The 23,938-nt window shown below is 62.2% G+C and carries 21 protein-coding genes and 1 pseudogene; 17 read left to right on the top strand and 5 right to left on the bottom strand.

The window, feature by feature from the left end; genetic code table 11:
- Positions 1 to 207: 207 nt before the first annotated feature.
- Genes GGQ90_RS29550 through GGQ90_RS26965 form a run of 3 tightly spaced genes read left to right on the top strand, consistent with a single transcriptional unit; the run spans position 208 to position 4,685 of the window.
- Positions 208 to 435 (top strand): TonB-dependent receptor plug domain-containing protein, encoded by a 228-nt coding sequence (locus GGQ90_RS29550; RefSeq protein WP_276207875.1) that lies wholly within the window; start codon positions 208 to 210, stop codon positions 433 to 435.
- A gap of 30 nt (positions 436 to 465) precedes the next feature.
- A complete protein-coding gene (locus tag GGQ90_RS26970) occupies positions 466 to 2,199 on the top strand; it encodes a TonB-dependent receptor (protein WP_155282121.1) in 1,734 nt (577 codons plus the stop codon).
- Between the two features lie 59 nt (positions 2,200 to 2,258).
- A complete protein-coding gene (locus tag GGQ90_RS26965) occupies positions 2,259 to 4,685 on the top strand; it encodes a TonB-dependent receptor (protein WP_080727120.1) in 2,427 nt (808 codons plus the stop codon).
- A 103-nt stretch (positions 4,686 to 4,788) separates the two neighbouring features.
- Here the strand turns inward: GGQ90_RS26965 and GGQ90_RS26960 are convergent.
- A pseudogene (locus tag GGQ90_RS26960) lies at positions 4,789 to 6,138 on the bottom strand (IS1380 family transposase).
- 366 nt (positions 6,139 to 6,504) lie between these two features.
- Here GGQ90_RS26960 and GGQ90_RS26955 point away from each other — a divergent pair.
- The 9 genes from GGQ90_RS26955 (at position 6,505) to GGQ90_RS26915 (ending at position 15,936) form a co-directional block, all read left to right on the top strand.
- On the top strand, positions 6,505 to 8,004 hold the full coding sequence (locus GGQ90_RS26955; RefSeq protein ID WP_037513043.1) for an NAD-dependent succinate-semialdehyde dehydrogenase: 1,500 nt from the start codon (positions 6,505 to 6,507) through the stop codon (positions 8,002 to 8,004).
- Positions 8,005 to 8,128: 124 nt separating this feature from the next.
- Positions 8,129 to 8,746: a UbiX family flavin prenyltransferase gene (locus GGQ90_RS26950; RefSeq protein ID WP_025548158.1), complete on the top strand. Its 618-nt coding sequence runs from the start codon at positions 8,129 to 8,131 to the stop codon at positions 8,744 to 8,746.
- Positions 8,743 to 9,315: a hypothetical protein gene (locus tag GGQ90_RS26945; protein WP_230588704.1), complete on the top strand. Its 573-nt coding sequence runs from the start codon at positions 8,743 to 8,745 to the stop codon at positions 9,313 to 9,315. The genes GGQ90_RS26950 and GGQ90_RS26945 overlap by 4 nt, the downstream gene beginning before the upstream one ends.
- Before the next feature lie 149 nt (positions 9,316 to 9,464).
- Complete coding sequence (locus GGQ90_RS26940; protein ID WP_246428467.1) at positions 9,465 to 10,871, top strand: FAD-binding oxidoreductase; 1,407 nt, start codon at positions 9,465 to 9,467, stop codon at positions 10,869 to 10,871.
- A gap of 34 nt (positions 10,872 to 10,905) precedes the next feature.
- Positions 10,906 to 12,351, top strand: coding sequence for an aldehyde dehydrogenase family protein (locus GGQ90_RS26935; RefSeq protein ID WP_037513046.1), 1,446 nt, complete (start codon positions 10,906 to 10,908; stop codon positions 12,349 to 12,351).
- Positions 12,352 to 12,374: 23 nt separating this feature from the next.
- The gene (locus GGQ90_RS26930) at positions 12,375 to 13,832 is read left to right on the top strand and encodes a non-oxidative hydroxyarylic acid decarboxylases subunit C (RefSeq protein WP_246428466.1); all 1,458 of its coding nucleotides are present in this window, start codon (positions 12,375 to 12,377) and stop codon (positions 13,830 to 13,832) included.
- The gene (locus tag GGQ90_RS26925) at positions 13,829 to 14,053 is read left to right on the top strand and encodes a non-oxidative hydroxyarylic acid decarboxylases subunit D (RefSeq protein ID WP_188084452.1); all 225 of its coding nucleotides are present in this window, start codon (positions 13,829 to 13,831) and stop codon (positions 14,051 to 14,053) included. The genes GGQ90_RS26930 and GGQ90_RS26925 overlap by 4 nt, the downstream gene beginning before the upstream one ends.
- Before the next feature lie 18 nt (positions 14,054 to 14,071).
- Positions 14,072 to 15,538, top strand: coding sequence for an FAD-binding oxidoreductase (locus GGQ90_RS26920; RefSeq protein ID WP_188084451.1), 1,467 nt, complete (start codon positions 14,072 to 14,074; stop codon positions 15,536 to 15,538).
- A 32-nt stretch (positions 15,539 to 15,570) separates the two neighbouring features.
- Positions 15,571 to 15,936 (top strand): c-type cytochrome, encoded by a 366-nt coding sequence (locus GGQ90_RS26915; RefSeq protein ID WP_188084455.1) that lies wholly within the window; start codon positions 15,571 to 15,573, stop codon positions 15,934 to 15,936.
- Here GGQ90_RS26915 and GGQ90_RS26910 read toward each other — a convergent pair.
- On the bottom strand, positions 15,920 to 16,432 hold the full coding sequence (locus tag GGQ90_RS26910) for a TIGR02444 family protein (protein ID WP_130030111.1): 513 nt from the start codon (positions 16,430 to 16,432) through the stop codon (positions 15,920 to 15,922). The genes GGQ90_RS26915 and GGQ90_RS26910 overlap by 17 nt on opposite strands.
- 120 nt (positions 16,433 to 16,552) lie before the next feature.
- A complete protein-coding gene (locus GGQ90_RS26905) occupies positions 16,553 to 17,413 on the bottom strand; it encodes an alpha/beta fold hydrolase (protein ID WP_130030112.1) in 861 nt (286 codons plus the stop codon).
- Between the two features lie 149 nt (positions 17,414 to 17,562).
- Here GGQ90_RS26905 and hpaH point away from each other — a divergent pair, with 149 nt between their 5' ends.
- The 5 genes from hpaH to GGQ90_RS26885 all read left to right on the top strand — a co-directional run bounded on the left by hpaH (position 17,563) and on the right by GGQ90_RS26885 (position 21,617).
- On the top strand, positions 17,563 to 18,411 hold the full coding sequence (hpaH, locus tag GGQ90_RS26900) for a 2-oxo-hept-4-ene-1,7-dioate hydratase (protein ID WP_188084450.1): 849 nt from the start codon (positions 17,563 to 17,565) through the stop codon (positions 18,409 to 18,411).
- Between the two features lie 15 nt (positions 18,412 to 18,426).
- A complete protein-coding gene (locus GGQ90_RS26895) occupies positions 18,427 to 19,215 on the top strand; it encodes an HpcH/HpaI aldolase family protein (RefSeq protein ID WP_188084449.1) in 789 nt (262 codons plus the stop codon).
- Positions 19,216 to 19,463: 248 nt separating this feature from the next.
- Positions 19,464 to 19,688 (top strand): IS110 family transposase, encoded by a 225-nt coding sequence (locus GGQ90_RS29770; protein WP_052076710.1) that lies wholly within the window; start codon positions 19,464 to 19,466, stop codon positions 19,686 to 19,688.
- A complete protein-coding gene (locus tag GGQ90_RS29765; RefSeq protein WP_223178483.1) occupies positions 19,688 to 20,707 on the top strand; it encodes an IS110 family transposase in 1,020 nt (339 codons plus the stop codon). The genes GGQ90_RS29770 and GGQ90_RS29765 overlap by 1 nt, the downstream gene beginning before the upstream one ends.
- Before the next feature lie 127 nt (positions 20,708 to 20,834).
- Positions 20,835 to 21,617 carry a CoA transferase gene (locus tag GGQ90_RS26885; protein ID WP_188084448.1) on the top strand — a complete coding sequence of 261 codons (783 nt, stop codon included), beginning with the start codon at positions 20,835 to 20,837 and terminating at the stop codon, positions 21,615 to 21,617.
- A gap of 9 nt (positions 21,618 to 21,626) precedes the next feature.
- Here GGQ90_RS26885 and GGQ90_RS26880 read toward each other — a convergent pair whose 3' ends face one another.
- Both GGQ90_RS26880 and GGQ90_RS26875 read right to left on the bottom strand, forming a co-directional pair.
- Entirely contained in the window at positions 21,627 to 22,862 is a 1,236-nt protein-coding gene (locus GGQ90_RS26880) for an MFS transporter (protein WP_246428465.1), read from the bottom strand.
- A gap of 115 nt (positions 22,863 to 22,977) precedes the next feature.
- Entirely contained in the window at positions 22,978 to 23,790 is an 813-nt protein-coding gene (locus GGQ90_RS26875; RefSeq protein ID WP_188084447.1) for an IclR family transcriptional regulator, read from the bottom strand.
- Positions 23,791 to 23,938 lie beyond the last annotated feature (148 nt).

Genomic DNA, 23,938 nt, shown 5'->3' with positions numbered 1-23,938 from the left:
ACCAGCAGCCCAAGCCCTTCACCTGGGCCGCCGATCCCGACAAAATCATCGCCGCCGTCAAGCGCGGGCACCAAGCGTTAGATTCCATCCACTAGTGTCGCGCTCGCTCAGGATACAACAGCCGAGCAGCCCAAAGATGAGCAGGCGTCGACCGGTATCGAAGATATCGTTGTCACTGCGACCCGCCGCGAAGCAAGATTGCAGCAGGTGCCCGTGGCCGTCACAGCGCTGGGCGGAGATGCCCTGCAATCGGCCGACGTCTCAACAGTAAGGACGCTGACCCAGCTGGTGCCTGGCTTTGTAGGCAGCCGCAACATGGGTGTCTTCCAGCCCGTGGTTCGCGGTGTCGGCTCAACCGGCATCTCGATTGGCGACGAACCCAATATCGCCACCTACATCGACGGTGTCTATCAGCCCGAATCTGCCGCAAACTGAATCGATCTGGTCGAGGTCGAGCCGGTTGAGGTGCTGCGCGGTCCGCAAGGCACCACTTTTGGTCGCAATGCGACGGGCGGGCTGATCAATGTGATCACGCCGGACCCCAGCTTCGATTTCCGGGGCAAGGCTTCCTTGCGGGTCGGTCGGATGCGGCGCGAAGCGGGCGACTATGACGCGCGGCTCTATGTGACCGGCCCGATCAGCGAAAAGGCCGCGATCGATCTATCTGGCCTCTTCCGCAAGAACGATGGCTATATTGACGATCTGGTGCGTGGTGGAACGCTTGGCGATCAGCGGGTCATCGACCTGCGCAGCAAGGTTCTGTTCAAGCCTGCGGACAATTTCAAGGTTGTCCTGACCGGCGAATTCTTCGATCAGCAGAGCACCACCAATTCGCCCCAGCCGGTCGACGGCAACACTGCTGGACGGCGGTTTCCTGGCGTCATCCTGCCAACGGGCCCCTGGCAAGCGTCGTTGGCCGAGGCGCCCGTGCTGAACCTTCGGCGGTGGACCTTCGCCCTGCACACCAAACTCGAACTGGTCGCAGTCAACCTGGAAACCACCAGCGGTTTCCTGAACTTGCGCTGGACCCAGATTACGGATTCGGATGCCTCGAATCTGCGACTAGGGAATTTTCCAGCGATCTTCCGCTCCGAATCCGGCAGTCAGGAAATCAAGCTCAGCTCGTCGAACCCCGGGCCGTTCCAATGGCTCGTAGGCGGCTATTTCTACCAGTTCGGTGGCAGTTCCTTCCTCCAGCCCTGGACGGCCGCGAATCCTACTCTCCCCCTAGCCGGGCCGACGCTTGAGCCGGATCTCGGCGGTCGGTCCTTCGCGGGCTTTGCGGACGCGACCTATGAGGCCACGCCCGGCCTGTTCGTGAATCTCGGTGGCCGTTACACCACGGAAAAACGCGAGTTCTCGCAAACGGTGAATGGCACCCTAGTCGTCAACGACGTCGATCGGACGTTCAATAAGTTCAACTACAAAGTCGGCCTTCGTTACGAAATTAGCAACACCACGAACGTCTACGCAAGTTGGAGCACCGCCTTCAAGAGTGGTGTCTACAATATGGCGAGCACCCGCAACGTGCCGGTCGAACCGGAGGAAATCAAGGCCGCCGAATTCGGTATCAAGTCGGATCCGCTCAATTGGCTGCGGGTCAACCTTGCGACTTATTACTACGATTACAAAAACCTTCAACTGCAGTCGAAGGATTCGCTTGGCGCGGGATACATTCTCCAGAATGCCGCCAATGCGGAAATCTATGGCGGCGAACTGGAATTGACCGTTGCACCCACCAGAGATTTGAAGTTGCGCGGGGCGCTAGCCTACACCCACGCGCGCTACAAGGATTTCACGGCCGCCCAAGGCTTTCTCCCGCGGGCTGACGGCGGAAATACCGTCGTAACGCTGGATGCTTCGGGCAACGTCATGACTCGTGCACCGAAATGGTCAGGCAACGTCGGCTTTGACTGTGGGCATGATCTGGGCGGCGGTCGGTTGAGCATCAACGGCAACCTCTCTTTCAGTTCGCGCCTCTACTACGACTTCGCCAACATTTTCTCGCAAGGTGCCTATACCTTGTCGAACATGTCGATTGGCTGGACGCCCGAGAGCGAGAAATGGAAAGTTTCTCTGTGGGCCACCAACCTGACCAACGAAAAAGTGTTCCAGACGATGCGCCCCGGCGCGCTATCGACCGATGGTTTCTACGAGCAGCCGCGCAAGATCGGTGGGACGGTTGAAGTCAGGTTTTAAAACGAGGTGGGAAAATGGATCGGAACCGCGATCCAAATCAAACTCAAGGGAGAATATGCATGTCTATGATGTACAACACGGGCAGCGGCAAGCAATGGCTGCTTACTGGCAGCAGCCTTGTGCTTGCTTGCCTTGCCTTTGCTCCGACCAACGCTTTCGCGCAGGACGCCAAACAAGCCAGTGCCGCAGCGCAGGAGAACGAGGATACCGGCGGTCTTGACACTATCGTCGTCACCGCGCGCAAGCGCGAGGAGAATGCCCAGGAAACGCCGATCGCGGTTACCGCGATGAGCGGTGCAATGATCGAAGACCGACAAATTGCCAACGTCGCGCAGGTTGCGTCCTTCGCGCCCAATGTGAACATTCAACCCGTCGGCAACATCTCTGGCTCCAGCGCCTCGCTCACCGCTTTTATCCGCGGCGTTGGCCAAACGGATTTCAACATCACCGTCGATCCCGGTGTCGGCATCTATGTTGATGGCGTCTATGTTGCCCGTTCGGTCGGGGGCCTGCTCGACATGGCGGACATTTCGAACGTCCAGATCCTGCGCGGTCCGCAGGGCACCCTGTTCGGCAAAAACACGATTGGCGGCGCGATCATTGTTAATACCAACGAACCCGGGAATGACTTCGAACTCAAGCTCGAAGCCGCAACCGGACGCTTCAACCGTGCCGATATCAAGGGCATCGTCAATATCCCGATCAGCGATACGCTGGCGATGCGCGCCGTGGCGTCCTACGAAACCCGCGACGGCTACCAGCGCCGCCTGTTCGACGGCGGACGACAGGGCAACAAGGACAGCTTCTCTGGACGCGTCGCCTTCAAGTGGGAACCGACCGACAACTTCAAGGCAATTCTCGCCGCCGACGTCAACATTCGTCGCGAAGAACAGGCAGCTATCTATCTTATCGAAAACCGGGACTCACCCGATCTTCTGCAAATCGTGAATCTGCCTGACGGCCGTCAAGTTGCCTTCCCTAGCTCAAACTTCGGTTACAACAAGCTGGGCGGTGGCGCTGGACAATGTGGCGCCCCGGGTGAACTGGCGCCGGTGAGCAATCCGAACTGCGTTTCTTCCCGATGGGTAACGGGCGATATCGATACGACTTGGGCCGGAGGTCCGAACCGTTCCGACTTCGACCTTTGGGGTACTAATCTGACGCTCGAGTATGATTTCGGCGGCGTGACACTCAAGTCGATCAGTGCGTACCGCGACCAGAAGTCGGTCATCGAATACGACTTCGACGTGACTCCGCACGAAGTGCTGCAGCTGACCAACAACATCGACCTGTGGCAAGCTTCGCAGGAATTGCAGCTCAACGGTAACCTGTTCGACGACAGGCTCAAGTTCGCTCTGGGCGCCTATTACTTGAAGGAAAAGGGCCAGGACATCGAACCGCTGCGGTTCGGTTTCGCGAACTTTTTAAGCGGCGGCAAAATCAACAACGACAGCTATGCAGCTTACATGCAGTTCACCTACAAGGTCACCGACAAGCTTTCGATCACTCCAGGTATCCGCTACACCAACGAAACCAAGCGTTTCGACCCTTCGGCCCAGGTAATCTATCGCGATTTCACCGCGGGTCTTCTCCCACCCTATCCTGATGGCGTGTTCATTCAGTACAGCCGCTGCCTGGTCGGCCAGCCAGCGCCGCAGCTGCTGCCGAACGGGTTCCCTGACCCGGCATGTGTTCCGTCGGCGACCAATCCTGGCGGCAACCACAATCTGCCCGCGGTCGAGGTGTCCGCCAAGGCCAAGGAATGGACCCCGGCGGTCTCGGTGAACTATCAGTTCACCGACGACATCATGGGCTATGCGTCCTATTCCAAGGGCTTCAAGAATGGCGGCTTCAGCCAGCGTATATTCCCGGGCGAACTCGTCACCCCTGCTTTCACCCCGGAATTCGTCGAATCCTACGAAGTCGGCCTCAAGACCGAATTGTTCGACCGGCGCCTGCGCATGAACATCGCGCTGTTCCAATCCGACTACAGCGACATCCAAATCGTCGTGAACGAGGGTATCGCGCCCAAGGTTCGCAACGGGGGTGTGGGCCGGATCAAGGGCTTCGAGATCGAAGGCCAGGCCGCCCCGACCGACTGGCTAAGGATCGACTATGGTGTCGGTTACCTCGATGCCTATTATCGTTCGGTGGATCCAAGTGCTTTCCCGGTAAACGTGAACTCCAAGTTTGCGTTCGTGCCCGAATGGACAGCGACGATCGCCGCGAATGCGACCGTTTACGAGAGCGACAAGGGCAAGTTCGTTCTTCGCGGCGACTGGTACCATCAGAGCGTCACCTTCAAGGATGCCATCAACAGCCCGCAGCTGTATCAACCCGCCTATAGCGTGTTCGGCGCCAGCGCTTCGTTCACCGACGCCAGCGACCACTTCACGGTAACGGCAGGTGTCACGAACCTAACCCGCACTATTCATGATGACGCCGCTCCGGGTTCGTCTGGCCTCGATCTGTCGGTGGCCCAGTGATCAGGGCGAGCGGCTTCGCCGGCGTTTTTCACCGCGGCAGGAGCAATGGGCTTTTCGAGGTTGATGGACTGGGCTCGGGGGTTCGGCGGCACCGCCGCGCTGGCTATGTGGGTGCTGGCCGGAGGCTGATGGCGATGGCTCTGAACACGCTGGCATCGGGGCAGGCTGACGCGAAGGCGACGCGGATGCGCGTGGCGGTTTCGATAACGCGGGCAGCGACCTTGAGCAGCCGCAGGCGCAGCGTTGCGAACTCGGCGGCGGCGAGTGCGGTGGCTTTTGGGATTTCCTGCTGGATACGCCACAGGAGCCAGTAGGCGACGGTGTGCAGGATGAGGCGCATTTGATTGGCGTTGGCAGAGCGGCACGAGGTGCGATCGCTGGCGAGTTGGGTCTTGTGCCGCTTGATCAGGTTCTCGGCGTTGCCGCGAGCGCAGTAGAGCGTGTCGTAGATGTGCTCGGCCGAGCCGTCGGCCAGCGAGGTGACGACATAGCGGATGTCCATGCCCATTGTGCTGGCCTCGATTCGGGCGACGACGCGGCGCTGGCAGTTCCAGCTCTTCGCGCCGTAGCGGGTCTCGGCATAGCTGCGCAGGACCGGGTATTGGCGCTGAGCCCGCTTGACCGCGCAGGCATCGGCGACAGCGACGATGACCGGATCGCCACGCAGCGCGGCGTTGGTCGGCAGGCCGAACACGTAATCGACGCTGGCCGCCTCGCAGAAGGCCATGACCTCGGGCCGGCCATAGTGCCCGTCGCCGCGGATGGCGATGTGCGTTTCCGGCCAGTTTCGGCGGATGTGACGCACCAGGCGCCGGATGTGGCCGGCAGCTTCGGCACCCGACGGTGTCTTGCCGGTGCGCAGCAGCATCGCCACCGGCCGGCCGGTGGCCGTGTCTTAGACATGGATCGGCAGGAAGCAACGCTCGCCATGATGACCATTCCAGAATGAGAGTTGCTGATAACCGTGCACGACATCGCAGGTATCATCGATATCCAGCGTCACCGCCGCCGGCGGGGCGGGATAGCTGGCGCAGTAGATGTCGATCATCGCGGCCATCATCCTGGCTAATTCGCGCGAGGTCGGTGCGTTCTCCCACCGGCTCATCGTCGGCTGACTGGCCAGCCCCACGCCCGATCCCGGCAGCTTGCCCAGGGCCAGGCGGAAGCCCGGATCGTCGCGCAGGGCGTCGAGGTCATCGGCGTCCTCATAGCCGCAGGCGATCGCGAACACGCGGGCACGCAGGATGTCGTCGAGGCGATGAACCACCCGCGCAGGATCGCGCCAGTCGGCAATGCAAGCCGCAAGCCGATGGCAGATCCCCATCGTGCGCTCGGCCTGCGCCAGCAGCAGGACACCGCCGTCCGATGTCAGCCGGCCACCGTCGAAAGCGGCTGTGACTTTCTTGCGCCCGACCGCTGGGAATCGGAATGTGCTTGCGATATCGTCATTCATGGCGGGTGTGGCCTGTGGCATTTTCTGCCCTGCGGCAGGTTCGGCTTCGACACCCAGTTCCTAATTCAGATCAGAGGCTTATGCCACTCCCGCCAACCCGCCAGACCCGGTCCGGTGAATAGGACGGGCTAACCGACAAGCGCTACATCCAGGGCGGCTATGTGGATTTGGACGTTGGCGGCGTCGCCGAGGCAACCTATTCGCGGCCGCGCGAATGGTTCCTCAAGGTCGCCTACAAGTACTGACGGCTCTGCCTGGGGTGACCGAAAGGTCACCCCATCGATTGGGGGGGATCCGCTCCGGCGGTTCCGCCCCGTTTCGTTTGCATCCCTTGAACTTCCCAACCGACTGCCAAGGTTTCGCTCCATGCCTGTTTCCCAGCCATCCTTGTCCCGGCCCGAATTCGCTGCAGGCCTGCCGATCGTCGATGGCGAGGCCATAGCCACTACCGAGCGGGCGATTGCCGTGATCAATCCTGCGACGGGGATGGCGCTGACGGAAATCCCCCTCCTGGGTGCGGTCGAGGCGAACCGCGCCGTCGAAAGCAACGCCAGAGCCTTCGGGGAATGGCGGGCCCATTCGGCCGCCGAACGCGCCGCCATTCTGCACGCTTGGTTCGCGCTTGTTCGCGAAAACCGCAACGATCTGGCAATGCTGCTCACGGCCGAACAGGGCAAGCCGCTCGCCGAAGCGCTGGGCGAGATCGACTATGCGGCCAGTTTCATCCAATGGTTCGCGGAAGAAGCCCGGCGCATCAATGGCGAGATCATCCCCGCCCAACGCGATCGCCGGGTCCTGGTTCTCAAGCAGCCGGTGGGCCTGGTCGGCGCGATTACGCCATGGAATTTTCCCGCAGCGATGATCACGCGCAAGGTCGCGCCCGCCCTGGCCGCAGGATGCACCGTTACACTCAAACCCGCCGAACTGACCCCGCTCACGGCCTTCGCGCTGGCCCGGCTGGCACTCGAGGCCGGTGTTCCGGCGGGCACTTTCAACGTCATCGCAGGCGATGCGCCGGCGATCGGATCGGTCCTGACCAGCCATCCCGGCGTTGCCAAATTCACCTTCACCGGCTCCACCACGGTTGGCAAGCTGCTGACCGCGCAGTGCGCGACGACGCTCAAGCGGGTGTCGATGGAGCTGGGCGGCAACGCTCCGCTGATCGTGTTCGACGATGCCGATATCGACGTCGCCGTGGCGGGCACGATCGCTTCAAAGTTCCGAAACACCGGCCAGACCTGCGTCTGCGCCAACCGCATCCTGGTGCAGAACGGCATCCATGACCGGTTCGCCGAAGCGCTGGCCGCCAGAGTCGCGGCTTTCCGCGTCGGCAACGGCCTGGAAGGCGAGACCGATCAGGGCCCGCTGATCACCGCCGCGGCATTGCAGAAGGTGCGCGAACATGTCGGCGATGCCGTCGGGCGCGGTGCCCGGATCGTCACGGGAGGCGAAGGCCATGAAGCCGGCGAGCTGTTCCACCAGCCCACGGTCCTGACCGGCGCCAACCCGGACATGCGGCTGGCGCTGGAAGAGACCTTCGGACCGGTCGCTCCCCTCTTCCGTTTCGAAACCGAGGCCGAAGCCCTGACCCTGGCCAACAGCACCCGCTCGGGCCTGGCCGCCTACGCATTCACCCGCGACATGGACCGGTTCTGGCGCCTTGCCGAAGGTCTCGAGGTCGGCATGGTCGGCGTCAACAACGGCATCATTTCTTCGGAAACCATGCCTTTCGGCGGGGTCAAGGAATCGGGACTGGGGCGCGAGGGATCGCGTCACGGGATCGACGAATTCCTGGAACTCAAGGCCATAAGTCTCGGCTTGCCGCCGCAGCCTGCGATTGAAGCGGAGAAGCCCCGAAGGACATAGCTTCAAGGTGCTCTTACATGTTGCTTATAGTACAATTTGTTGCATAATGGTTGAGGGAGAAGGATTCGGCCATGAACGTTGCGACGGGAGTACGCAGGGAACGCGCGGGCGGCGCAGTCCGCCCATGAAGCGCGTGGTCGTTGCCATAACCGGAGCGACGGGCTCGGTTTACGGGCAGCGCCTGCTCGAAATGCTCCGCGAACAAGGTGGCTGGGAAACTCACCTCGTCATGTCGCAAGCCGCCTTGCTCAACATCCGCGAAGAAATTCCGGACGGCCGTCGCCTGATCGAAGGTGCGGCCGATGTGGTGCACAGCGTCCGCAATGTCGGCGCCAGCATCGCCAGCGGTTCGTTCCTGTGCGACGGCATGGTGATAGCGCCCTGCTCGATGCGCACTCTGGCAGCGGTGGCCCACGGTCTGTCCGACAATCTGATCACGCGCGCCGCCGATGTGATGCTGAAGGAGCGGCGCAAGCTGGTGCTGATGACCCGCGAGACGCCGCTCAACCTGGCTCACCTGCGCAACATGGTCGCCTGCACCGAAATGGGCGCGGTCATTTTTCCACCGGTCCCGGCATTCTACGCCCGTCCTGCAGGCCTTCAGGACATCGTCGATCACAGCTGCACACGGGTGCTGGATCACTTCGACATACATCGCAACGCAGCGGGCCGCTGGCAGGGACTTTCCACCGAGAGTGCGGTCGCCGAACCGGCGCCGCTGAAGATCGAAAGGCAGGCATGATGGCTTGGGATATCAAGCGACGCGAGCTCCTGGGAGCCGGAGCGCTGGGCGCAGCCGTGGCCGGGCTTGGCGTATTGCCCGGAGCGGCGGCGGCCCGCGCACGCAGGGTGACGGTGATCGAGGAAAGCGCGTCGCCGGAAAGCCGGATGTTCGCGGCGACGCTTGCCGAAAGCGGCGTGGTTGGCCGGACCATCCGGCTTGACCGGTCGCTCAATGTCCTTCTGCACGAACTGGACGATGCCGATGGCCTGATCGTTGGCCTGACTTCGGATCCCGCAGCCATGATCGCCGGACAGGTCCTGGTTGAGCGCGGCGCCCGCCCGGCGTTGCTGTGGCGGCACCATTACACGGGCGGACGCTGGCAGCATCGGACCGAGGGCGCGGCGCAACTGCTCCAAGGCGCCGCGGCGGCATGGCCGGTGGCCGTCGCGCACCTGGTTCGCGACGCGCTCGGTGCCCCAACCGAAGCTCGCTTGAACACCTGTCAGTCGGGTTCGTGCGATATCGCGGCCGGCAGCCCCGGACTGCTGGCCTCCTGGGTTTATGAAATCGGGGGAGACCTGTCTTGAGCCGCATTGTTCCCCAGGGTGTCGACGCATCCACTTTCAACAAGGCGCTCGACGAGCTTGCCGCGGTTGTCGGCAAGCAATGGGTATTCCTCGACGAGCTTCCGCTTTCGGCTTACCGGGACGCCTATTCTCCGCTGGCCGATGGCGAAATGCTGCCGTCCGCCGCTGTTGCGCCCGACGGTGTCGAGCAAATCCAGAAGATCCTGGCAGTCGTCAACGCCTACAAGATCCCTGTCTGGACCATCGGGACCGGCCGCAATTTTGCCTATGGTGGCCCGGCTCCGCGCAAATCCGGTTATGTCATGCTCGACTTGCGGCGGATGAACCGCGTGATCGAGGTCAACGAGAAATATGGCTACGCGCTGGTCGAGCCCGGCGTATCCTACATGCAGCTGTACCGCCATCTGCGCCAGATCGGCAGCAAGCTGTGGATCGATCCTGCCGCACCAGCCTGGGGCGGCGTGATGGGCAATGCGCTGGAGCATGGCGCCGGCTATACCCCCTATGGCGACCATTTTGTCATGCAGTGCGGCATGGAAGTGGTTCTGGCCGATGGTGAAATCGTCCGCACCGGCCAGGGCGCACTTGCCGGATCGAAGCATTGGCAAGTCACCAAGCACGTGGCCGGCCCGCATTTCGACGGCATGTTCACCCAATCCAATTTCGGCGTGGTGACCAAGATGGGCATTTGGCTGATGCCGGAACCGCCGGGCTACAAGCCCTTCATGATCACCTACCAGAAGGAGGAGGATCTCGAGGCGATCTTCGAGGTCACCCGGGCGCTCAAGGTCAACCAGATCATCCCGAATGCGGCGGTTGCGGTCGATCTGCTGTGGGAGGCCTCGGCCAAGACCACGCGGCGCCACTATTACGATGGCAAGGGCCCGCTGCCGCCGTCGATCCGTGCCAAGATCGCCGCGGACCACGATCTGGGAATGTGGAACTATTACGGCGCGCTGTACGGCCCGCCGCCGGTGATCGAGAACAACTGGAAGGTGGTGGAGGATGCCTTGATGAGCATTCCCGGCGCCAAGGTCCATTTCGATCGCAAGAACGATCCGGCCTGGGACTATCGCGTACGGCTGATGCGCGGCGAGCCGAACATGACCGAATTCAGCATCATGAACTGGATCGGCGGCGGCGGGCACATCAACTTTTCGCCGATCTCGGCGCCCAGTGGTTCCGAAGCACTTGCCCAATACAAGCTGATCAAGCAGCGCTGCAACGATCACGGCTTCGACTACATCGGCGAATTCCTGGTCGGCTGGCGCGACATGCATCACATCCTGATGATCATGTACGACCGCGCCGACGAGACGATGCGCAAGAGCGCCTACGACCTGTTCGGCCTGCTGGTCGACGAGGCTGCGGAGGCGGGGTTCGGCGAATACCGCACGCACCTCGCCTTCATGGATCAGATCGCCAGGACCTACAAACACAACGACGGCGCACTCTGGGATCTCCACCACCGCCTCAAGGATGTTCTCGATCCCAACGGCATTCTCTCTCCTGGCAAGCAGGGCATCTGGCCCAAGGCGATGCGCACAACCGCGTGACCGCGCCGGAATCTGATTGAAGGATACTAGCAAGATGAAGAACCTCGATCACTGGATTGGCGGCGTGGCGGTAGCGCCTGGAAGCGGCACCTATTTCGACGACCTCAATCCGGTCAACGACAGCGTTTACGCCAGGGTTGCGGCGGGCACGGCCGCCGACGTCGATCGTGCTGTGGAGACCGCCGACAGGGCATTTCGCCAGCACCGCGATCTGCCCGCCGCGGTGCGCGAAGGCTGGATGGTCAAGGCCGCTGAAATCATGGAGCGCGACGCCGCGCTGTTCAGCGAGGTATTGATCGACGAAATCGGTTCGCCCGCCGCCAAGGCCGGGTTCGAGACGCGGTTCGCGGTGAGCTTCCTGCGCGCTGCGGCCGGAGTGCCGCGGCGGGTCCGCGGCGAGACAATTCCCTCCGACACGCCGGGCCGCTTCAGCATGAGCCTGCGCCAGCCGGTGGGGGTAGTCGCCGGGATTACCCCGTTCAACGTGCCGCTGATCAAGGGCATCAAGCAATCTGCGATGGCGCTGGCGACCGGCAACGCCTTCGTTCTGCTGCCGTCCGAAGCCGCCCCCAAGGTCGCCGATCTGCTCGCCGCCCTGTGGCGCGACGCCGGCGTGCCCGATGGGCTGTTCAACATCGTCTACGGCAACGGCGCGGAAATCGGCGATGCCCTGACCGGTCATCCCAAGGTTGCCTCGATAACCTTCACCGGGTCGTCGCGAGTCGGCAAGCACATCGCCGGGATCGCCGGCCGGAACCTCAAGAAGTACACACTCGAACTCGGCGGCAAGAGCCCGTTGATCGTGTGCGCCGATGCCGATCTCGAAAAGGCCGTCGGTGCCGCGCTGTTCAGCATCTTCATGTATCAGGGCCAGGTTTGCATGGGGGCATCGCGGATCTACGTTGAACGTCCGATCTTCGACGCCTTTGCCAAGGCCTTCGCCGCCGCGACGGCCAAGGCCAAGGGCGGCAACCTGCGCGAGCCCACCACCATGCTCGGACCGATCATTTCGGAACGCCAACGCGATCGAGTCCGCCGGCATATCGACGATGCCCGCACCAAGGGCGCGGTAATTCTTGCAGGGGCCGAATGGAATGGCAACCTTTGCTCGGCCACGGTGCTGAGCGGCGTGACGCCAGAGATGACGGTCTTTGCCGAAGAAACCTTCGGTCCGGTCACTTCGCTCTATCCATTCGACGCGCTCGAGGAAGCGATCGACCTGGCGAACGACACCGAATACGGCCTGAGCGCGTCGATCTTCACCCGCGATATCGACAAGGCCCTGCGCTTTGCCCAGCAAGCCGAGGCGGGGATGGTCCATATCAACGCTCCGACCCTCCACGACGAACCGCACGTCCCGTTTGGCGGCACCAAGGCTTCAGGGTTCGGGCGTGAAGGCACCGAGGCCGATCTGGAAATCATGACCGAGTGGAAATGGGTGACCGTCCAGACGGCCACCGCCGGCCAAGGCGGCCATTGAGCTGGTCTGACTGAAGGGAACTGATGATGCAGGATCTGGCCAAGCAATCGCGGTCCATCACCTCGCTGCGGGACTTCCTCGAACTGCTGGGCGATGCCGGACAGGCGATCACCTGGAGCGAGCGGGTGATGCCCGAGCCCGACGTGCGCAACATCGCGGTCGCCGCATCGCGCGACGCCAACGGCGCGCCAGCGATCGTGTTCGACAACATTGCCGGATACCCCGGAAAGCGCACCGCGGTCGGCGTGCACGGTTCGTGGGACAATATCGCGCTGTTGCTCGGCCGCCCCAAGGGAACGACAATCCGCGAACTGTTCTTCGAGATCGCCGGGCGCTGGGGCGATGCGGCGGCGCAGATCAGCACCGTTCCCGAAGCCCGGGCGCCGGTTCATGAATGCCGGATCGAAAGCGGGATCAACCTCTACGACGTGCTGCCGGTCTACCGCATCAACGAATACGATGGCGGCTTCTACCTCGGCAAGGCATCGGTGGCGTCGCGCGATCCGGAAGACCTAGACAATTTCGGCAAGCAGAACGTCGGCATCTACCGGCTGCAACTGCAAGGTCCCGACAGCTTCACCCTGATGACCATCCCGTCGCACGACATGGGCCGGCAGATCATGGCGGCCGAACGTACCGGCCTGCCGCTCAAGATCGCGGTCATGCTGGGCAACCATCCGGGGCTGGCGGTGTTCGCGGCGACACCGATCGGTTATGAAGAATCGGAATATTCCTATGCCTCGGCGATGATGGGCGCGCCGATCCGGCTGACCAAGTCGGGCAATGGCATCGACATCCTCGCCGACAGCGAGATAGTGATCGAAGCCGAAATGCAACTGGGCGAACGGGTCCTGGAAGGTCCGTTCGGCGAGTTTCCCGGTTCCTACAGCGGGGTCCGCAAGGCGCCGATCTTCAAAGTGACGGCCATCTCGCACCGCAAGAACCCGATTTTCGAGAACATCTATATCGGCCGCGGCTGGACCGAACACGATACCCTGATCGGCCTGCATACCTCAGCCCCGATCTATGCGCAGCTGCGCCAGAATTTTCCGGAAGTCACCGCGGTCAACGCGCTGTACCAGCACGGGCTGACCGGAATCATTTCGGTCAAGAACCGGATGGCGGGCTTTGCCAAGACGGTCGCGCTGCGCGCGCTGAGCACTCCGCACGGGGTGATGTATCTCAAGAACCTGATCATGGTCGATGCCGATGTCGATCCGTTCGATCTCAACCAGGTGATGTGGGCGCTTTCCACCCGCACCCGTGCCGACGACATCATTGTCCTGCCCAACATGCCGGCGGTGCCGATCGATCCCTCGGCCGTCGTTCCCGGCAAGGGTCACCGCCTGATCATCGACGCGACCAGCTACCTGCCTCCCGATCCGGTCGGCGAGGCGCATCTGGTCACCCCTCCGACCGGGCGGGACATCGACGAGCTGAGCAAGAAGATCCGGGCCATGCAACTGGGAGCTTTGCAATGAGCAAGACGGTCTGTCCGCGCTGCGCGACCGGCGGCGCCCTCGATGACTATCAAGGCAAGGAAGGCGGCAAGGTGGTGTGGACCATCCACCGCTGCCCGACTTGCTGTTTTTCGTGGCGCGACAGCGAACCGGCCAGCGCCATCGACATTGGGATTCGTTCGGCGGACTTTGCCGTCGATGCAGCCAATCTCGATCGTTACGTGAAGATTCTCCAGCAATAGACAGGCGGAACAGGACCCATGACAGACGAAGCTCGCCAGATGGCCGCGCTGACCGCGGTGGAAGCTGCGATCGGCGCTGCGGCAGTCGATCGCACCCCTCAGGCGTTGGCCCGCTTTGCAATCAGCGGCGCGGCACCGCTTGGCATCGTCTTGCCGGCGGATGAAACCCAGCTCGCCAAGGCACTGGAGGCGGCGCGAACCGCCGGCGGTGTGCTGCAACCCGTGTGCAACGGCGCCCACGGCCTCGAAAAGGCAGGGCTGGACAAGGTCATCATCCTCGATCTGCAGCGCATGAACGCAATTCTCGAGGTCAACGAGGCCCTGGCCTATTGCCTGGTTGAACCGGGGGTGACCTTCCGCCAGCTCGATGCCCATATCAAGGAAAAGGGCATCAAGCTGTGGATCGACCATGGCGGCAACCCCGACGCCAGTGTGGCCGCAAGCTTCGTCCATCGTCAGCCCGGCTACACCCCCTACTCCGATCACTTCCTGATGCAGTGCGGGCTTGAGGTCATGCTCGCGGACGGAAAGCTTGTGCGGACGGGCATGGGCGCCATGCCCAAGAGCACCTGCTGGCAACTGTTCAAGTTCGGCTACGGCCCCTGGGTCGATGGCCTGTTCACGCAATCGGATTTCGCGGTGCCGACCAAGGTCGGCATGTGGATGATGCCGCAACCGCCGGCCCACCAGACCTTCATGGTGACCGTGCCCAAGGAAGACCAGCTGGCCGATCTGCTCGACGTCCTTGGGCCGCTCAAGCTCAACATGGTCGTGGCCAATGGCGTCGCGGTCGGCAGCGCGCTGCACGAAGCCGCCCTGCTCGGCAAAAAGCGCGGCGACTATGATGGCAAGGGGCCGATGACAGCCAGCGCGGTAACCGCTGCGGGCGAGGCGCTGGGCCTGGGCCACTGGAATCTCTATGGCGCGCTCTATGGCTTGCCGGGCAATGTCCCGATCCTGTGGGATATGGTCAAGGGGGCGTTTTCGTCGATCTCCGGTGCTCGGGTGATCGCCGACGGCAAGGGCATCGATCCCCGCCTGTGGGCGTGGCGCATGGGCGCGATGACCGGCGTGGTGGCAGAACCGCGTGCGCGCGTGCCGGCATGGAGCGGCGATCAGGCGGTTTCCGCCAACCCGGTGAGCCCCGTTGACGGTGAGGAGGCTTTGCGGCTCTACGAGCTGTCGCGCGACATCTGCGCCAAGCACGAATTCGACTATCTCGGCGAAACCGTGGCGATCTGGCGTTCGGCCGATCATAGGCAGATCCTGCCGTTTGCCACCACGCAGGCCGAAAGTGCCGCCCGCGCCCGCGAATGCGCCGCCGCCCTGATCGCGGCGCAGGCCGAAGCCGGTTTCGGGCAGGCGATCGCCGAACCCGGAATGCGCGAAACGGTCGGCAAGACATTTGAAACCAAGGGGCTTTCAACCTTGCATGAGCGAGTCAAGAAGGCGCTGGACCCGACGGCCCTGTTCGCCTCCGCCTGAGCCGTCCCGCAATTATTCGCGTTGGAGAGATGATGAAAAAGCTGGCTGTCTTGTCGCTCGTTGCTGTTCTCGGAGCCTGCAGCAAGGCACCGAATGCCGAAAAGCCCGACGGCGCCGAAAATTACGCCCTCAACTGCGCCGGGTGCCATAACCCGGGGCCCGGCCATCCCGGCACGATGCTGCTCGAACAGCTGGAGCGTCCGGTCCCGGCACTGATCGGCCGCAAGGATCTTGAACTCGATTATCTGAAGTCGGTGGTGCGCCAAGGTCTGATCGAAATGCCGCCATTTCGTCCGACCGAACTGAGCGACGACGAGATCGCGGAAATCTACGCGTACATCAAGGATGCGAAACCGCCCGCGCAGACCCCGGCAATGCCGGCTAAGGAAGCGCCCTGACGATCAGCTGCACAAGCGGCACGGCGGCGGCATCGGGCGCTTCAAGGAACTGCCGGTATCGCTCCAGGCTTGCCCTCGCCGCGGCTTGAGGCGTTGGCATTTCATCGACTCGCGCCAAACCTGGCCTTAATGCTTCCACCAGCGCCGCCTGGACAAGACGTTCGGCGTTCAATTCCACTTGCTTGAGAGCTCCGTAAAGCTTGTATCGCGCAGTTTCGATAACGGGATCGGAGGGCTTGGCCCAGCGCCTGACCCGGCGCAGCGGCTGCACCAGGTTGTCGTTGAGCGGCGCGACGGCTTCGCGCAGTTCACGAATCCGTTCGGCATCAAGCGCCTTCCGCTGCGTCTCCGCCACCCACAGGCCCAGCAGCAGCAGATTGACGTCGAAACCGTATTCGTCCTGTAGGGCAATGCACAGTTCCGCCACCTGCGGCTTGGCATAGACCTCAAGCGAAAACGCCCAGAAGGCTTCGGCATCGGTTGCTGATTCATTCATGCGCGGCACCTTCAAACGGAAAGGGTGGCCAGACAAGACGCCCGACCACCCCTTCACTTCCTTGGTTGCCCAGCCCGGCTCTGCAAAGCAAGCGCTCGGCACTTATGCCGCCGCCTGCGCTCAGAACGAACGCGCGCCGAAGTGAATCTCCAGCATCGGTCGCATCACATCCCAGCGTTCGAGCTGCGACCAGTGGCCGGAGCGATCGAGCACGTAGAGCTCGGCATGCTTGAGGTGTTCGATCAGGTAGAGGCTGGTATCGAGCGGAACGATACGATCCTGCCGGCCGTGGAAGATCAGCACCCTGTGCGGCAGCTTGCACAGGATCGACGGCGGCATGTTGAGCGTATCAACACCCTGCTTCATCGAATCGATCATCTTGACCGCGGTCTTCATGATCTCGGGATCGGTGGCGATCTTGTAGCGATTCTTGACGATTTCTTCCATGCCTTCGAACTTGTCGGGGTCATAGGCGAAACTGTGCATCAGCTGGCGATAGCGCGAGGGCCGCGGATCGGAATAGAACGACAGCAGCCGCACCAGTTCGGGCGTCTTCGGGCCCGGCGCACCGATCGAGCCCATCAGCACCACCCGGTCGATCCGGTCAGGCTCCTCGCTCATCATCTGCAGGGTCAGCGCACCGCCCATCGAATTGCCGACAACATGGGCTTTATCGATGCCCAGCGTGTCCAGCAGCCCGAAGCACTGGTCCACCCGTGTACCGATCCAGGCCATGACATTGTCGGGCCAGGGTTCGGGGATGACCGACTGTCCGAAGCCGATCAGGTCCGGTGCGATCACGAAGAAGTTTTCCGCCAGGTCGGGCATCAGGTGCAGCCAGTTCGATCCGGCATGGGCTCCCGGTCCTGCCCCGTGCAGCAGCAGCACCGCCGGCTTGCTCGGATCGCCGGCCAGAAGGGTATGCGAAGTCAGGCCTCGCCCCATAATCTTTTCTTCCCGCACGCTTGTGTCGATGGTCATCCTCTATCTCCGCAGGTTTGCTCTTGTGCCTATTCGCCGCCGCCTTTGCGATCAAGGCAGGGGTCGTTGGGAGGGCGCAGGATGTGGTAGACGACCATTCGTTATTGTGCAATGCATTTGGCATATAGGTTAAGGTGTGGGGAGAGGATATGACAAGCCCGAATCGCGGCGCTCGACCCGGTCAATCGCAACCAACGCTTGATCCTGCTCTAGTCGCGGAGCTCGCGCGGGAACTCGATGCCGCCGAGCAGAACCGCAAGCCAATCCGCCAGTTCACCGCCCGCTATCCGGACATGACGATTGCCGATGGCTATCGGATCAGTAAGCAATGGGTCGATCTCAAGCTCGCGCGCGGGCGGACGGTCCATGGCCACAAGATCGGCCTCACCTCGCGCGCCATGCAGCAGGTCGCAGGCATCACCGAGCCGGATTATGGCACCTTGCTCGACGACATGGTGTTCGAACAGGGCGGCGACATCCCTTGCGACCGTTTCATCACCCCCAAGGTCGAGGTCGAACTGGCCTTTGTCCTGGCCCGCCGGATCGAAGGCCCGAATGTCACCGTGTTCGACGTCCTGCGGGCAACCGAATATGTCATCCCTTCGGTTGAAATCATCGACAGCCGCACGACAGTGGTGGATGCCGAGACCGGCGCCCGCCGCAAGGTGCAGGACACGATCAGCGACAATGCGGCCAACGCCGGCATCATCGTTGGCGGCCTGCCGATGCGGCCCGAAAAGGTCGACATGCGCTGGATCGGCGCGATGCTGAGCCGCAACGCGGTGGTCGAGGAAACCGGGATCGCGGCGGGCGTGCTCAACAACCCCGCCAATGGCATCGCCTGGCTGGCCAACCGGCTGGCGCCCTGGGGCGAGGCGCTCGAACCCGGCGAAGTCGTGCTGGGCGGCTCGTTCACCCGTCCGGTCGAAGCGCGGCGGGGCGACGTTTTCAACGCCGATTTCGGGCCGATGGGCGCGATCGGTTTCCGGTTCGTTTGAGAGGCAGCCGCACCGATGAAGACTCCTGCGAACCGCTTCAAGCAAGGCCTGGGCGAAGGCCCGGTGCAGCTCGGCTTCTGGCTCGCGCTGGCAAGCCCGAACATCGCCGAAATCTGCGGCGGGCTTGGCTACGACTGGCTGCTGGTGGATGCCGAGCACGGCGCCCAGACCTTGCCGGGCATCGCCGATCAGCTCCGCGCGGTGGACGCCAATCCGCCCTGTTCGGCGATCGTGCGCGTTCCGAACGACGATCCGATCGGCATTCGCCAAATCCTCGATCTCGGCGCCCAGACGATCATGGTGCCGATGGTCGAAACCGCCGAACAGGCTGCGGCGCTGGTCAAGGCCGCACGCTATCCGCCGCAAGGCGAGCGCGGTATCGGCGGCGCCCGGGCCGCGCGCTGGGGGCGCTACCCGGCCTATGTCGCCGAAGCCAACCGGCAGCTGTGCATCATCCTCCAGATCGAGACCGCTCAGGCACTCGAGAACATCGAGGCGATCGCCGCCATAGACGGCATTGATGCGCTGTTCGTCGGCCCGGTCGATCTGGCCGCCTCGCTGGGTCTGCTGGGCGAAAGCAATTTCGCCGCCCTGTCCGAAGTGACCGCGGGCGCGCTGGCCCGAATCAGGGCAACCGGCAAACCTTGCGGCATCCTGTCGCGCGACCAGCGCCTGGTCCAGCAATTCCTCGATGGCGGAGCGCGCTTCATCGCGGTCGGGATCGATGCCTTCGCGCTGGCTAAGGCGGCCGGCGACATGGCCAAGGAATGGGCGGCCCGGATCGCCGGGCAAGCAGAGGACTGAAACGATGCCGACGATCGGATGGCAGACGCCTCCCCCCTGTATCTCGTTGAGGCCCGTCTAGCTGTAAGCTGCGGACGGGCCAGCCTGCCGGGAGCTACCATTCGCCCCCCTGCGCCTTGAGCACCTGGGGGGGGCCTGTGCCCCGGTGGGTGGCCGCGATGACGTCCCGTAGGGAGTAAGCGTCGTGAACGCCAATACAGGGAAAGACGAAGATCGCGGCTGGCTCCGACTGGAAGGGAGTAACAGTTATGGATCAGGAAAGACGATGGTTTGTGGGCGTCGACTGGGCCTCGCAGGCGCACCAGGTCCGATTGACGGATGCCGATGGCTCCAAGCTCGGCGAACGCAGCTTTGAGCATGGCGGTGCGGGTTTGACGGAACTCGCGACCTGGATACTGGCGGCGACCGATGGGTTCCCGATCATATTCATGTCGCGATCGAGGTGCCGCACGGTCCGGTCGTCGAAAGCCTGATGGAACGCGGATTCCATGTCTATGCCATCAATCCCAAACAGCTGGATCGCTTTCGCGATCGCTTTTCTCCAGCGGGCGCAAAGGACGACAGCCGGGACGCGATGGTGCTGGCGGATGCCTTGCGAACGGACGCGCATTGCTTTCGGCCGCTGCTCACGCTCGATCCCCTGCTCGTCGAATTGAGAGAATGGTCGCGTATCCTGGACGAGTTGCACCATGACCATACGCGCTTGGGTCATCGCGTGCGTGAGTTGCTTTGGCGCTATTATCCTCAATTGCTCGAAGTGTCGCAGGACATCGCGGCGCCCTGGTTCCTCGCTTTATGGCGGCTGGTGCCGACGCCGGCCAAGGTTGCCCGTGTCCATGAAGCGACCATCGCCAGACTCCTTAAGCGATACCGCAGCCGGCGTTTGCATGGCCGACAGGTGCTCGAAATGTTGCGCACCATCCCGGTCCCCGTAGCGGCCGGTACTGTTGCAGCCGCAACGGGCCAACTTGAAACCGTCGCTGCCCGACTGGATCTGGTCAATTACCAGATCGCATCCGCAGAGCTTCAACTCGACAGGCTGACAGTAGCCCTTTCAGTCCCGGTGGAACCCTCTGGACCACAGCTCGGGGAGCAGCGTGACGTGGCGATCCTGCGAACCTTGCCGGGCGTCGGAAGAATCGTTCTCGCCACGCTGCTCGCAGAGGCTTCCGATGCTCTGCGGCGACGAGATTATCATGCTTTGCGATGCCTGTCTGGCGTCGCGCCTATTACCAAGCGATCCGGGAAGAAGCGTGAGGTCCTGATGCGGCAGGCGGTCCAGGGACGACTGCGCAACGCTGTCGATCACTGGGCTCGTGTCGCCGTTCAACACGACCCCAGGAGCCGAGAAAAATATGCTGCGCTTCGTGCCCGTGGACACGGTCATGCACGCGCATTGCGATCTGTCGCCGATTGGTTGATCGCTGTCGCTTGCAAGATGCTGGTCTCTCAAACCGCCTTCGATCCGTCCCTCGCCCGAAGAGCTGATTGACCGCCTCATCTCTCCAGAAGCGAGCCGTTGCGCGGTGGTCCGCGCAGCGTAGCCTACGGCTGCGCGAAGCGGACCGCCGCGCAACTCAACACTTGTCAAATGGTGGGGAGTCCCCCCCGCCGGTGGCATGGCCAAGCCGCTGAGCGGGGTTCGCGTGCTGGAGCTGGCCCGGATCCTGGCCGGTCCATGGTGCGGACAGCTGCTGGCCGATCTTGGCGCCGAAGTGATCAAGATCGAACGCCCGGTCAGCGGCGATGATACCCGCCACCGGGGCCCGCCATTTGTCGTCTCGGACAGCGGCGAAAACCTCGGCCCAGCCTATTACCACTCCACCGCAATCAACCGGCAGCACGAAACCGGACTGAACGCCCATATCGACATGACCCTGCTCGATACTCAGGTAAGCGTCATGGCGAACCAGGCGCTGAACTGGATGACCTCGGGCACCGTGCCGCGCCGGGTCGGCAACGGCCACGCAAATCTGGTACCCTATCAGGCCTTACCGACCAGCGACGGGGATCTGGTCATCGCAGTGGGCAACGATGGCCAGTTCGCCAGCCTCTGCCGGGTGCTCGGCGTCGGGCTTGATAGCGATGCCCGCTTTCCCACCAACCCAGGCCGGGTTCGCAACCGCAAGGTCTTGCTGGCCGCGCTCGAAGCGCTGACTGCAACCTGGACCCGGCAGGAGCTGGCCGACGCGCTCGAGGACGCCGGCGTTCCGGCGGGTCCGATCAACGAACTCGACGATGTCTTCGCCAACCCGCAGGTTATCGCGCGGGGCATGGCAATCACGCGCGACCAGCGAACCGGGGTCGCCAGTCCGATCGTGATCGACGGGGTGCGGATGGTCTCGGATATTGCGGCGCCCGGCATCCCCGAAACGGTTGAGGAGCCATTAACCTCGTCCTGAGGCAAGCGCCTATCGGCTCGACGGATTGAGGCGCTGGAACAGCTTACCCCGTTCGCTATAAAGCACAAGGGCCAAGGTCAGCGACCCGACCAAGACCAGCGCAATCGCGAGCGGCCGCGGTGTGCCATCGTAGACATAACCTATCAGGCCGCCCAACCCTGCCCCCAGAACCAGCCGGAAGAATGCCTGAACCGATGCGGCCGCGCCGGCAATATGCCCGAAAGGCTGCAAGGCAATTGCAGTGAAATTGACGAAGACGGTAATCAGCAGGCACATGTTGAGAGACATGAGGACGACAAACTGGACCAGGGTTTCGCCGGGAGCTGAGGCCAGGAGCAATTGTCCCACCGATGCCGCAAGGTGGCAGAAAATTGCGGCATGGCCGATCCGCCGGGTGCCAAAGCGCTCGACGATCGCCGAATTGACCAGGCTGGCCAGCGCCATGGTCGCCGCCATCGAGCCGAAGATCAGCGGATAGGCCGAGCCTGCCCCGAAATGCTCGCCGATCAGTTGCTGCGAACTGTTGATGAACCCGAAGTGCCCGCCGAAAATCAAGGACATGCCAATGACATAGCCGATCGACATCCGGTTCCCGAGCACCGTTGCAACATTGCCCAGCAAGTTGCCCGAGCGCTGCGACTGCCGGTTCTGCTTCGGGTTGGTTTCTTCCAATCTGAGCAGGAACCAGCCCGTGAACGCCAGCGCCAAAGCACCGATCACCAGGAAGATCGCCCGCCATCCCGCGAGCTCGAGAATCGCATAGCCCAGGCTGGGCGCGAAAGTCGGCACCGCCATGAACAGCATCGCCACCACCGCCTGCAGCTTGGCCATGCCGGCACCTTCGTAGCGATCGCGGATGATCGCCAGCGGCAGCACCGTCAGCCCGGACGATGCGAACCCCAATATCGCGCGCAGCGCCAGAAGCACATGGAAGTCGCGCACCAACGCCGAAACCGCATTGACGATGACGAACAACGCCATGTAGCCGAGCAGGACTGGTTTGCGCCCGTAGCGATCGGAGATTGTTCCAGGTATCAGCGAACTTAATCCCGAACTGATCAGGAAAACGCTGATGATCAGTTGGCGCTGGTTCGATTGGGCAACCTCAAAATCGGCAGCGATATGTCCGAGAGCCGGCAGCAGCGAGGTGAAGGCAAGCGACTGGAGCGCCTGTATCATCGCCATCATGGCAATGAATTCCCGGCGACCAGTGCGGGGTCCAGCCGCATGATTTTCGAGGTTCATCTAACCCTGCTCTCCTGAATCTACCACGGAGCGTCATCTATCCGCAACAAGCGAGCAAGAGTTCAAGGTGTGCCGCTCTCACTGTGCAGTGCATTGCAAAAGGTGGTACACAAGCTCAAGTTGAGCCGGGCCAACCGATCGCTTCGCTCGCCAGCCGCGCCGCCTCCATAATTCGTGCGATCTTTGCCTCGCTGAAATAGGTCTTGTCCTGTGAACGAGCAAGAACGCTCATCGTCGCGGCCAAGCGATTCTGCGAGTCGAAAACCGGCACTGACACCGCTGCAAGACCTGGCACTACCGAGCCGTATGTTCTCGCATATCCAAGTTTGCGCACAGATTGGATTTCCTTGGACAGATCGGCATCTTTAATGATTATCCCCTTGGCTCTTTCCCTCTCGATGCGCTCTCTAGTCTGCGCAGGTGGGCAATGGGTTAGGAAAAGACTGCCGGTGGAGGAGCCTTGCAACGGCAAAGTGGATCCAACATGCATTGAAGTGAATAGTGGGATGCCACCGTCAATCCAGCGAATTACCGTCGGCCCATAGTCGCCCCAAACGCTGAGTAACCCGGTCGTTTGCAACTCATTCAGCAGTCCCTCAAGGTGTCTTGTGGCGATTCGCAATGGATCGAGCGTTGCAATCGCCGCTAGCCCCAAGCGTACCGCAAGCGTACCAAGTGAATACCGGCCGCTGGACGCATCCTGCTCTACCATTCCGGCATTGACGAAGGCAAGCAAATATCGGTGTGCTTGACTGCGGGACAGCCCAGAATGGGACGCAACATCGCGAAGAAAAGATCCACCAGGGTCTGTTTTCAATAGAGAAAGTAGCACCCTTGCACCAATTTCTACGGATTGAATTGATTTCCTTTGGCTAACAACCTCCGGAATATCGACGCTGGACACTTTATATGCATCGGGTTTTGTCATACTCAATTTTTGACCTGTTCATCTGAAAATAGACAGTTTTCCCTAATGCCATGCTAGTGGTTTCCGCCTGACATAAGAGTCCGGTTCGGGATTCCCTTTGTTGCGTTCGCATGCGAGTCTGGCGCATGCGCACAGGAATATCGTTCAC

The sequence above is a fragment of the Sphingobium scionense genome, assembly GCF_014197035.1.
Taxonomy (GTDB): Bacteria; Pseudomonadota; Alphaproteobacteria; order Sphingomonadales; family Sphingomonadaceae; genus Sphingobium; species Sphingobium scionense.
This window is presented reverse-complemented; position numbering and strand designations above follow the sequence as displayed.